The 11,480-nt window shown below is 38.3% G+C and carries 10 protein-coding genes; 3 read left to right on the plus strand and 7 right to left on the minus strand.

Annotated features, from left to right (window positions below; translation table 11 throughout):
* Nucleotides 1-24: 24 nt before the first annotated feature.
* The 4 genes from J2Y03_RS13145 to J2Y03_RS13160 all read right to left on the minus strand — a co-directional run bounded on the left by J2Y03_RS13145 (nucleotide 25) and on the right by J2Y03_RS13160 (nucleotide 5,114).
* On the minus strand, nucleotides 25-3,177 hold the full coding sequence (locus tag J2Y03_RS13145; protein WP_310194794.1) for an MMPL family transporter: 3,153 nt from the start codon (nucleotides 3,175-3,177) through the stop codon (nucleotides 25-27).
* A gap of 3 nt (nucleotides 3,178-3,180) precedes the next feature.
* On the minus strand, nucleotides 3,181-3,642 hold the full coding sequence (locus J2Y03_RS13150) for a MarR family winged helix-turn-helix transcriptional regulator (RefSeq protein WP_310194795.1): 462 nt from the start codon (nucleotides 3,640-3,642) through the stop codon (nucleotides 3,181-3,183).
* A gap of 149 nt (nucleotides 3,643-3,791) precedes the next feature.
* Nucleotides 3,792-4,379 (minus strand): ATP-dependent Clp endopeptidase proteolytic subunit ClpP, encoded by a 588-nt coding sequence (gene clpP, locus J2Y03_RS13155; RefSeq protein WP_310194798.1) that lies wholly within the window; start codon nucleotides 4,377-4,379, stop codon nucleotides 3,792-3,794.
* 30 nt (nucleotides 4,380-4,409) lie between these two features.
* A complete protein-coding gene (locus J2Y03_RS13160; protein WP_310194799.1) occupies nucleotides 4,410-5,114 on the minus strand; it encodes a sigma factor-like helix-turn-helix DNA-binding protein in 705 nt (234 codons plus the stop codon).
* Between the two features lie 227 nt (nucleotides 5,115-5,341).
* Between J2Y03_RS13160 and J2Y03_RS13165 the strand changes: the two genes are divergently transcribed.
* Entirely contained in the window at nucleotides 5,342-6,790 is a 1,449-nt protein-coding gene (locus tag J2Y03_RS13165) for a TerD family protein (RefSeq protein ID WP_310194801.1), read from the plus strand.
* A gap of 23 nt (nucleotides 6,791-6,813) precedes the next feature.
* On the opposite strand, the gene selB is transcribed toward J2Y03_RS13165, so the two are convergent.
* Complete coding sequence (selB, locus tag J2Y03_RS13170; protein WP_396954204.1) at nucleotides 6,814-8,712, minus strand: selenocysteine-specific translation elongation factor; 1,899 nt, start codon at nucleotides 8,710-8,712, stop codon at nucleotides 6,814-6,816.
* A gap of 71 nt (nucleotides 8,713-8,783) precedes the next feature.
* On the minus strand, nucleotides 8,784-9,590 hold the full coding sequence (gene coaW, locus J2Y03_RS13175; RefSeq protein ID WP_310194804.1) for a type II pantothenate kinase: 807 nt from the start codon (nucleotides 9,588-9,590) through the stop codon (nucleotides 8,784-8,786).
* A gap of 165 nt (nucleotides 9,591-9,755) precedes the next feature.
* Between coaW and J2Y03_RS13180 the strand changes: the two genes are divergently transcribed.
* On the plus strand, nucleotides 9,756-10,178 hold the full coding sequence (locus J2Y03_RS13180) for a hypothetical protein (protein WP_310194806.1): 423 nt from the start codon (nucleotides 9,756-9,758) through the stop codon (nucleotides 10,176-10,178).
* A 109-nt stretch (nucleotides 10,179-10,287) separates the two neighbouring features.
* Here J2Y03_RS13180 and J2Y03_RS13185 read toward each other — a convergent pair whose 3' ends face one another.
* The gene (locus tag J2Y03_RS13185) at nucleotides 10,288-11,010 is read right to left on the minus strand and encodes a YwaF family protein (protein WP_310194808.1); all 723 of its coding nucleotides are present in this window, start codon (nucleotides 11,008-11,010) and stop codon (nucleotides 10,288-10,290) included.
* 100 nt (nucleotides 11,011-11,110) lie between these two features.
* On the opposite strand from J2Y03_RS13185, the gene J2Y03_RS13190 reads away from it, so the two are divergent.
* Nucleotides 11,111-11,428 carry an antibiotic biosynthesis monooxygenase family protein gene (locus J2Y03_RS13190; RefSeq protein WP_310194810.1) on the plus strand — a complete coding sequence of 106 codons (318 nt, stop codon included), beginning with the start codon at nucleotides 11,111-11,113 and terminating at the stop codon, nucleotides 11,426-11,428.
* Nucleotides 11,429-11,480: the final 52 nt, after the last annotated feature.

Genomic DNA, 11,480 nt, shown 5'->3' on the forward strand with positions numbered 1-11,480 from the left:
GCTGAGAAATCAGCGTGCTTCTTTTTACATATGAGTAGAATGATTGTCTATCACCGAATCGTTATTCTTTTTAAATGGCCACCAGTTTGACTTGCCGAATGTTTTTACCATTACTGGTACAAACAATGGTAGAATCACGAGTGCATATAGTGAAAGCCCTATTAAAAGAATTGCTGCAATTTCAAGCAATGATAACACACCAGCTGGCATCATTGCAGCGAAAGTACCGCCTAAAATAACCGCTGCAGAGATAATAACGGTCCCCATTTTCTTCATAGCTTCAAGAATCGCTTGTTCTACTGGCATTTGTTTGAACTCGTTAAAACGGTCCATTAAGAAAATGCTATAGTCAATTCCAAGGGCGATTAAGATAACAAATGCGAAGAACGGAACCGCCCAGCTAATACCAGTATAGCCTAACCAATTTACGAAGATAACCTCTGCAAGTGCCATCGAAGTATAATAGGTTAATATTAAAGAACCAATCAAGTATAGAGGCATAATAATCGAACGGAACAAAATGATTAAAATAAGGGTAATCCCAATTAGCATGAGTACGACCGTTCTTGAATAATCCGCTTGCGAAATTTCATCTAGGTCATGGTGCATACTTGATACTCCGCCTACAGCTACTTCAGCATTCTCAAGTTTTGTATCTTTAACCACTCGATCCACTGATTCCTTAATTTCTGGAATACGATCCAATGCATCGTTAGAATATGGGTTTTTAGTAAAGACCACATCGATTGTCATGACTTTTCGGTCTTTTGACATATACACATCTAATGCCTGCTCAAAGTCTTTGCCATTGAGAACATCTTGAGGAATATAAAAACCATTTTTTTCTTGCTTAGATACACCAGCAAGATACTCTTGTGCAGATTCTAGACCATCAGAGACTTGATTTAGACCATCAGAACTTTGCGTCAACCCATCTGTCAACTGAGTAATTTGACCACTCATGTCCTTAAATCCGGTCAGGAGCTGCTGCTGTCCATTGTTTACCCCGCTTAAACCGCTTGTGACCTGTGGCAGGCCATCAACGATTTGTCCTTGGCCATTCCCCATCGTATAAAGTCCTGTTTCAATTTCAGTGAGACCTTTTAAAAGATCCTCCATTCCTTTAACAAGGGCTCCCTGACCAGCAATAGCTTCTGAAAATTTACCATTCGCAAAATCAATACCTTGCTGCGCATCCGTTAATCCAGCATTTAATTGGTTTAGGCTTCCAGCTAATTCTGCTGTTGCAGCTTGAGACCCTTGAATGGTCATTTTAATAGCTTGGTAATTTTCATTTTGCCCAATATCACTATAATCACTTTCTAAATTAGCAAAATATTGATTTGTTGATGCTAAGGTATCGTGTAAACTGCTGACTCCCATAGTAATTTGTTCGTAATTTCCAGCAAGAGTTGAAAGTCCGCCAGCTGCCTGTTTATAACCTTCAAGCAATTGTTTACTGCCGGCTAACACTTCAGCAGATTTCGTTTTTATGACTTCAAGACCTTCTTTTACTTGAGTCGATCCTGCTGCGCCTTGTTTTAAACCATCTTCAATTTTAGCAAGGTTCTGTTGGATCGTTCCCATTCCAGTCTGTAACTTATTTGTTCCGGTAATCAATTCGCTGATTCCAGCCGTTGCTTCTTCCATTTTCGGCTGATTGGCAGCGAGCTGGCTCCCAGCTTCGGCAAGACCACTGCTAATCTTCTGAATTCCGTCATTCCCTTGACCAAGACCGTCTTCAAGACTTTTCACTTGCTCTGAAATATATAATTCGTCAATGGTTTCACCAGTCGGACGTGTAACAGAACGAACCGAATCAACATCACTGATTTTACTTAGTTCTTGACTAATTTTTTCAGTTAGAGCAATGTATTCGGATGTATTCATCTCACCATCATTTTTAATGACAATCTGCGTTGGCATGGATTCACCAGGACCAAATGCATCAGAAATAATATTGAATCCTTTAATAGAATTAAAATCATCACCAATTTCTTCTAATGAATTAAACGACAAATCTCCATCATAGGAAAATAAAGCAGGCACAGAAATAGCTGCCACAATCAGAAGAGCGATTAATGGGCGTGCCAATGCAAATTTACCAGCAAATCCCCATATTTTACTTTCACCATGTTCAAGTTTTCCTTTTGATGGCCAGAATAATTTCTTGCCTAGTACAGCCATGAAAAATGGAACAACTGTAAACAGTGCAAGCAGCAATAATGCTACCCCAATCGCTACCGCTGCTGCCGACTGATACAGAACAAAAGTTGAAAAACCAATCGAAGCAAATCCAATCATCACTGCTAATCCGCTAAAGAACACTGTTTTACCTGCATTCTTATACGTTATAATAATTGCCTCTACTACACTATCATTCTTTGACATTTCCTCTTTGAAACGACTTAGCAGCAATATGCAATAGTCAGTTCCGATACCAAACAATACAGCAACTAAGAAAATTTGCGTAAAGGTTGATAACGGGAAATTCACTTTATCTACTAAAATAGCAACAATCGATTGTGCAGCCAGATAGCTGAATCCTACCGTTACTAACGGAATAATAGAAGCAACAGCAGATTTAAATACAAGGAGTAGTACAACTAAGATGAAAACAACCGTGATACCTTCTGTCTTCTTAAGGCCTTCTTGAGAGTTTGTAACAAGATCGTCGGCTATCAGCCAGTTCCCCGTATAATAATGCTCTAACTCTACATCATCAAGTGCATTATATAATGCTTTCGATATTTCCTTTCCTTCTCTTCCATCTGCTGATACATTTACAGAAACAAGGATGGTATCTTCGTCCTCAGATACAAGCTGTTCCTTTAATTCTTCTTGATTGAAATGTGTAAGGATCAAGGTGATACCTAGTTCACTCTTTTTATTTTCCAACACGGTAACCGCTTTTTCAGCGGTGTCAAAGTCTTCTTGTTTTAACTTCTTGTCACTATGAAAAACTAAAGCGGTTTGTAAATCATTCCCACTATTCTCACTCGATTGAACATCATTAAGAATTTCTTCAGCTAAAGTAGAAGAATAGCCATCAGGGACATTAATCTGACCTTTCTCACGAACTAGCTTCTCCATATCTGGTGCAGCCATAAAGAGAACGGCAATAAATGCTACCCATGCTATTAGGATAAACCATTTTCTTTTTAAAATTGATTTCACAAGTTATTCCCCCACTTCTGCCTTTTTCATGTTGGTTAATATAAGGGCTAATTTTTCATACGTATTAATGAAATTTGTTATTTCTTTTTCATCGAATTGGGTAATAAAAGACTCTACTAACAGGTGCACCTTTTCCTGGGTTTTATGGTGCAGTTCTTTTCCCTTCTCCGTTAAGGTTAAGTAAACAACTCTTCTATCATTTTCGTCACGAGTCCTCTGTATGATTCCTCTCTCAACTAACCGGTTGATGATTGCAGTAATCGCACTTTTATTTACCTCAAAGGCCTCTGCCAATTCAGTTGAAGTGCACTCGGAGGAACGCTGAATGTATCCCAAAATATAGTGTTGGTCAATCGTTAAATCTTCTCCTATTTGACATTTAATTAGTGAAGCTGCCTTCTTATTTACCTCAAAAGAAACGGACACGTAGCGGTTGATTAGTTCCTGAATGATTTTTTTATCCATCGTCCATTTCTCACCTCACTCTTCAATAATATTGGTTCAACTGTTAAACTATTCACCTGTTTAACTATATTTCATGTGGTTATATGTGTCAATAAAAAAAGGTCAGCAATTAGCGCTAACCTTTTTCCGTTATTTTGCTTATTATATCCTTATGACTGTTCAGGATACAGAATTTCATCAATGATTCCATATTCTTTGGCTTCTTCCGCACTTAAAAAGTAATCTCTATCGGTATCTTTCGCAACTTTTTCAATCGACTGACCTGTACGTTCCGCAATGATTTGATTAATATGTTCTCTCAACTTTAAGATTCGCCTCGCCGATATTTCAATTTCCGTTGCCTGCCCTCTAGCACCGCCTAGTGGCTGGTGAATCATTATTTCACTATTCGGCAGGGCATATCGTTTCCCTTTCGTTCCTGCAAGAAGCAGCATTGCCCCAAACGATGCAGCCATCCCAGTACAAATTGTCCGAACATCTGGCTTAATGTACTGCATGGTGTCATAAATGGCAAATCCAGCTGAAGTGGAACCTCCAGGACTATTGATATAAAGAGAAATTTCTTTATCCGGGGCATCCGCTGCTAAAAATAACAACTGAGCAACTACACTGTTTGCCACGTGGTCATTAATTTCATCCCCGATGATGATAATTCGATCCTTTAGTAGACGTGAATAAATATCATAGGACCGTTCACCACGGTTGGATTGTTCAATAACATATGGAATCGTACTCATATTCCATCCTCCTAATAAGCGATTAATTGCCTATGCAGCCATACAGAGAGTGCTTAAAGGATTTGAAGCAGTGAATGGGATTGATTTTTTAGAGAATGCCTGAGGGACATCCATAATACTACGTATTGACGGAATGGCTTTAATCAGGACTGTTGGGTCTTGGCTGACGAGAGAATCATAAAAAAGATGCCAAAGCTGTTCTCGTTCCTTGTCTTCCCAAAAGGAATCTAGAGAATGGAGTTCACCTTGATTTTCTATGCGTTTTTTTGCCCTGTTTATACTTGATTTTACAGCCATTTCTGTAGTATTTAATATCTCGGCAATTTCTTTCGATTGATATTGAAAGCCTTCTTTTAAGATAAAAATGATCGCTTGCCTTGGAGTAAAACGGTCTAGTAACAAGTCCACAGAACAAGCAGTATCTCCCATTGGTGAAAAGGTATTGTCACCAATTTCTCTATTACCTAAATTTTCCCTTTTCCTTTTACGAAGAGTATCCATCCAGTGATTATGGGCTATTTTATTTAATAACGCTGAAGTAATTTTATCTCTGCTGTAATAGGTCATTGCTTTTACCGTTGCTTCTTGTGCAAGATCTTCTCCATCCCATTTACTTTGAGCGAGAAAGCAACAATATTTCTGTAGTCTCGGGTAATAATTATCCCAAAAAGAATCCTCTGATCTTACATTATGCTGCACAGCTTCTATGGTGTACAGGCTAAGTTTGTTAGACATTATTTTCACTCCCTTAACACTCTCTACACTATAAACGTTTCAACGTTTTAAAAAGATACGGGTAGAAAAACTTTTTCTTATTTTCTACTATATACAATTATGAAACTTTTTCGCCATGTCTTCGTATTGTTACATATAAGAAATTTCGCATGTCTAACATTTCTTTCTTCTACATACTTTGTTTTATAATAAGATAAGAATAGTAAACATGATTAGGAGTGAAACACGTGGGAGTTACGCTTAGTAAAGGACAAAAAGTCGATTTAACAAAGTCACATCCTGGTCTGAATAACGTTGTCGTTGGTTTAGGATGGGATATTGGACATAATGGCTCGAATTTTGATTTGGATGCTTCGACCTTTTTATTAGGACAAACAGGTAAGGTTCAAGGTGATCAAGATTTTATTTTTTATAACAATCCATCAGGAGGTAATGGCTCAATCAACTATAGTGGAGATAATCGAAATGGTGCAGGAGAACGAGATGATGAACAAATCCGAATTGATTTACAAAGGGTTCCTAATCACATTCACCGGATTGCGTTTACGATTACCATTCATGACGCCCAAGTAAAACAGCAAAATTTTGGACAAATCTCCAACTCCTACGTGCGCATATTTAATGAACAAACGAATGAGGAGTTACTACGATTTAACCTTGGAAGGGATTTTACAGTCGAAACTGCAATTGTCGCAGCAGAACTTTACCGCCATAACGGAGAATGGAAGTTTAATGCCATCGCCAGTGGTTTTCAAGGTGGACTAGCAGCATTATGCCGCAATTTTGGTGTCAGTGTGGATGACCCGGCACCAGCGCCAACACCACCGCCTGTTCAACAAAATTTATTTAATAACAACCAAAATCAATTTAATAATCAGAACCAGTATCAAAATCAAAATTCATTTAATCAAAATCAATATAATTCTAACCAATATCAACAAAACCAACAGCAACGAATTCATTTACAGCCGGAATCTTCCCATTCTCAGCCAGCTTTCGGATATCCAACACAAACCTCTCATTCGAGCACCAATCGTACATATGGGGATGATATTTTTTGTCCACGTTGTAATTCATCAAATGTCCGGACAGGACAAAAGGGATTCGGTCTTGGGAAAGCAGCGATTGGCGGATTAATTCTTGGACCAGTTGGATTGCTTGGCGGGTTTATCGGAAAAAACCAATTGAAGTTTACTTGTAACAGCTGTGGCAACAATTGGTCCCCTAATCAAACGGACTATACTGAATGGGCAAATCAATCAAAGAGAAAGGCTCAAGAATTGTTTACTCGTTACAAGAGCCAAGATGTATTAGAAGCAGTTGTAGCTGCGTGTGCATTGGTTTCCATGGCAGACGGATACTTGGATGCTACGGAACGACAAAAAATGATTGAATTCGTAAATTCCAGCGAAGAGTTAAGGGTATTTGATAGTAATAAAGTCATCCAAAGATTTAATTACTTTGTATCACGTATTGAAGCAGATCGGATGATAGGCAAAGCAGAAGCCTTCCGAGCATTAGGAAAAATAAGATCAAAGCCAGAAATCGCCCGTTTAGTGGCTCGTTACTGTATTGCCATCGGGTATGCAGATGGAAATTTTGACCATAATGAAATGCAAATGGTCAGTGATATTTGCCGTGAGCTAGGTTTAAATCCTGGTGAATTCCTATCTTAATAGTAAAAACCTCAATCCGTTCACTAGGATTGAGGTTTTTGCTCTTGCCAAACTCGCTTATTATCCACACGTTTTGTTAGACCCTTAGAATCTAATCTTTCTAAAAAAGGAATCATATATTTTCGCGAAAGGTCGAGGATATCTTTTGCATTTCCCACTTCAAACTCTTCCCCTGTACCACTTCTAAGTTTTTCGACGGCGTGGTTAAAGACTTCCCCATGATAAGCAAATTGCTCATCCAAATGGACAACCAATTCTTGTTCCTCAAGAAAATGTCTTAAATCAGCCTCTAAATGCTCTGGAATACCAGAATCTGAAAAATAGTCCTTATAATAACGAACCTTGAGTCCATCCTTATCCAGGTCAGCAAGCATGTTTTCAGCCCGCTTTTGCCAGCTTTTCGACACATGCGGCACAAAACTTGAAAGTGAAACAAACTGTTCTTTTCGATTAAATACTCCATTTGCAATCCCGTTTTCAACTACGAAATCAAGAAGCGATTTAGGGAATCTTTTTTGCATGGATTGCAGCAGCTCAGCCTTATTTAAGCCAGGTTTCATAGAATGAGTTTGATGGAACGCTTGTAGGCGATCATAGATGTCTTCTTCAATGGAATTTATTAACATCTTGAGTGTGTACTCTTTACCATTGTATAAAACAAAAATATCATCCTCTAAAAACTCATTCAAGGTTTCTTCATCAAGCGCAGTGTGTTTTATTAATTCACTTACTGATATACTTTTTGCCTCAAAGATAGCTGCAGTAATCCGTTCCTTTGGCGAGCCGACTTTTTTCTTTTCAAGTTCTTCTATTGTTTGATTGCCAAAACGATATTTATTTCCTCGTGGATCAATTACCCAGCCGCCGCCAATCGTCTCTTGCGGGCTGGGGCGTCGTAAAATAAAGCGATCACCGCGTTTCGTCAAAATTTCTTCTTCTAAGCGAAGCTGACAAAGAATTTCGCCGTTTTCCTCTTTAAGTTCGTTTCTGTCAAAAAAGACAATACGTCCCATTACTTCAGTCGTTCCAATATGGAGCTTAATTGGCATCCTCTGTTTCACCATATGATCGAGGTCCTCTACTACCCGAACGGCTACATCAACAGTTTTTGTTACAATAAAATGCTCCGATGAAACTAAGACATTCCCGCGTTCAAGGTCTTCCTTCGAAACACCGGAGAGATTGATAGCAGTACGCTGTCCCGCATAGGCCTTTTGGGCTTGCTTATGATGCACCTGAATTTGCCTAGCTTTGACTTCCAATCCCTCTGGCATGATTTTAAGGGTTTGCCCCTCTTCCACTGTTCCTTCATAAACCGTGCCCCGGACAACAGTCCCCTGCCCCTTAACAGTAAACACCTGGTCAATGGGCAGACGGAATGCCCCTTTCGCATCTCTCATTTCTTGTTCTTTAAGTGTTTTAATAATTAAATCTTTTAATTCTTCTATTCCCTTTTTTGAGAGGCTGTCCACTAATACGAAGGGGGCGTCCTCAAAGACACTTCCTGTAAGTTCTTCTAAAATATCATCTTTAACAAGTTCAATAAATTCTTCATCGACCCGGTCAATTTTAGTAATCGCAATGAGTCCGTTTTTGACTCCCAAAAATTTTAGGATTTCAAGATGCTCTCTTGTTTGCGGCATGACACCTTCATCGGCCGCAACAACGAGTACAACAAGATCAATTCCAGCTACCCCAGCAATCATTTGCCTGATAAAGCGTTCATGTCCAGGAACGTCAATAACCGAAATTTGAATATCCTCATCCTCATATAATGGAGCAAATCCAAGTTCTATTGAAATTTGTCGCTCTTTTTCTTCTTTTAATCTGTCTGTATCCACATTAGTCAGTGCTTTTGTCAAAGAAGTTTTACCATGGTCAATATGTCCTGCCATGCCAATTGTAAAATAACGTTTTTCCAAATTGCCACCTACTTTTTCAATCTTCCTCTTCTACTTTATCTTTAAAGAACACATAGTTCAAGGGAACATTTTTAGACAGATAAATAGGCTCCGATCGCTCCACAATATTCTCCCTTTTCTAGAAATACTGTAGATAAACCTAACATATTCAAATAGAATTCTAGACCTCGTTTTAATGAAGGATTACCAATAATTGAGGTTCCGATGATGACCACACTTTTAACGTGATGAATGGCGGCTGCTTGTGACGTTAACAACACAATCGTTTCAGCAATCATATTGGAAAGTGAGGCCAGGCGATCTGCTTCTGTATGGTTTAGTTTTTTACCCTTAGCAAAATTCGCAGCCGTTAATTCTCCATTAATGGGACTGGCAGCTGTTTCGTAAATATCCTTAACCAGCATATCCACCTTTCCTTTATTTCCTTCTTCTGCAAGAATGGTAAGCAGTTGATAGTCCTGTACTTGCGTTAATAAGGAACCGAGTCCGGTGAAGGTGCCTCCGCCCATTCCACTGCCAAGAATTCGCTCCGCCTTGTCTCCGTTCACCACATGCCACGAGGTTCCCGTACCAATGTTTACGATCAAATAGTTTTCTTCGATACTTATATTTTCTTTTGCTAGTAAGAAACGAGCACCATCACATGTAGCTTGAAATTCAGGAATCAAAATACTGTCTTGAAAATATTTATTTTGTATAGCCATGGCTTTACCACCAGCTAATGAAACTTTTAAAGAGGGAGCAACCGTTTTTAGCCATGAAATGGCAGAATCCAGCTTGTTTATTGAAAATTTTTTGAAATGCATTCTTCCTTTTTCCTGATAAACGATTTTGATTAACGAACCTCCAGCATCAATTCCTGCTGTTATCTGTTGCATTCCTCCCACTCCTTCAAAACGAATAATTTAATTACTTATTTGACAATAATCTCAGATTATCCTGCTTTTCATTTCACGAATCCTCCACAATCGTCCCGTCCAAAGCCTCTCTTATTGTGCTATTGTGTAGGAAAAGATTCTATTTACAACGAAGGAAGATTACCTATGAAGAGATTTGTTTGGCCTTGTGTTTTAGGACTAACCCTGTTAGTGGGATGTCAGAACACTGAACCAAAGGTAAAAGAAGAAGCAAAGCAATCTACAGAACTAAATCAACAAGAAGCCGCGGCCAATAAAGACACCACCTTCCCTTATCCAAATTTATTATCTGAAAGTGAACAATCCTTTTCACTTTTAGTCATTGGGGAACATGATCAGGATAATCCGATTGAAAAAAATACAAAGATTACTGATAAGGTGGATGATATCTTAAGCCTGCCCGAACTTGAAATGGCTCAGAATGCATATCCAGAACTTAACATTAAAACACAACCAGCGTATATTCTCTTTGATCAGGCTGGGGTGATACATCAATCAAAAGATATCAAAGAGCTCACAATTTACCTAGAACAAAATAATCCAAAATAAAAACCAGAATTTTTTCTGGTTTTTTAATTTTTCATTTCGACCATGCGATAATAGGCAATAAGAATGGTTTGAGTCAGAAGATAAATACAGATGGAGTAAATGAAAGTGATCATCTTTTTCCAAATCTATCAAATAACCAGAATGGTACATAAAGTATTAAAAAAGTGATAAATGCAATGACCTCCAGTGGTAATATGTACAATGGCCATGGTCCTAAATAATCTAAAATGGATGGGTTTACTGGTTTTTTGGAGATATACATATAATTACCTTCAATAAAATAATTCAGTAAAAATACAAAGATAGTATAAACATTTAGATACAAAAAAGCTTTCCATACACTCTTTGCAGTTGGTTTATATTTTTCTACCAAGACCATATATAGATTTGCTACTACAATGCCGCCGTGTGAAATAAAAAAGTGAACATACCGGAAATGTGGAAACGTATAGGCACTTATATCAGGCGTGATCATTGCCTGCAACGCACTGCCAACGCCTGCAAAATAGGTAAATTCAAAGAGACTATAGCTCTTTGTAAGCAATAAAGCCGCTGATAGAAGGATGGAAATACTGCTTAGGTGGAATGGCAGAGAATATTGGATCGTCCACTCCCCGATACGCCATAGCCATGAATGAAGACTTATTTCGGAAATAATTAAAATCGCTGCCAACCATATTCTGACAATGTTATTAATTGGCTGCTTCCTTAAAACTCTCCGAAATAGAAAGATTAAGACAATGATTCCAACTATAACAAACAACGTCATCCAGTGTGTTTTTGAAAATAAAATAAAGGAATCTCCACCATCAGCCTGAAAATATATTTCCATTCTATCACCATTGTAATGTGTCTTTTAAAATTAACAATCTGTTGACGCCATTTATTATTTACCGTTATCATAATTACTATAAAATATAGGAGGCTATTTCATGTCTGCATTAGTTTTTATGGCTCTGTATCGTCCGAAGCCTGGAAAAGAGAATGAATTAAGAGAAATCCTTAAATTACATATTCCCGTCCTTCGCGAAGAGGGCTTCATAACCGAACGTGAATTATTAACACTACAAGCTGAGGACGGAACAATTATTGAAATAGCGGAATGGAAGTCTAGTGAGGCAATAGACCAGGCACATCAATCTGAAAAAGTGATGGCAGTTTGGGATCAAATTGGTGCTACAGCTGAACTCACTAATTTATCATCCCTTGCAGAAGCGCAATATCCTTTTCCAAATTTCAAAGCTATTTAGATACTTACAAAACGCAATTGCCCATCTCCACGTTGTTCTTAGAGATGGGCAC

It is taken from the genome of Neobacillus niacini (assembly GCF_031457145.1).
Classification (GTDB): Bacteria; Bacillota; Bacilli; order Bacillales; family Cytobacillaceae; genus Neobacillus; species Neobacillus niacini_J.

Excerpts from the sequence above, each read along its gene's own strand:
- J2Y03_RS13185 (WP_310194808.1), bottom strand. The coding sequence starts at position 11,010 with ATGGAAATATATTTTCAGGCTGATGGTGGAGATTCCTTTATTTTATTT.
- J2Y03_RS13190 (WP_310194810.1), top strand. The coding sequence starts at position 11,111 with ATGTCTGCATTAGTTTTTATGGCTCTGTATCGTCCGAAGCCTGGAAAA.
- J2Y03_RS13150 (WP_310194795.1), bottom strand. The coding sequence starts at position 3,642 with ATGGATAAAAAAATCATTCAGGAACTAATCAACCGCTACGTGTCCGTT.
- clpP (WP_310194798.1), bottom strand. The coding sequence starts at position 4,379 with ATGAGTACGATTCCATATGTTATTGAACAATCCAACCGTGGTGAACGG.
- coaW (WP_310194804.1), bottom strand. The coding sequence starts at position 9,590 with ATGCAACAGATAACAGCAGGAATTGATGCTGGAGGTTCGTTAATCAAA.
- J2Y03_RS13180 (WP_310194806.1), top strand. The coding sequence starts at position 9,756 with ATGAAGAGATTTGTTTGGCCTTGTGTTTTAGGACTAACCCTGTTAGTG.
- J2Y03_RS13160 (WP_310194799.1), bottom strand. The coding sequence starts at position 5,114 with ATGTCTAACAAACTTAGCCTGTACACCATAGAAGCTGTGCAGCATAAT.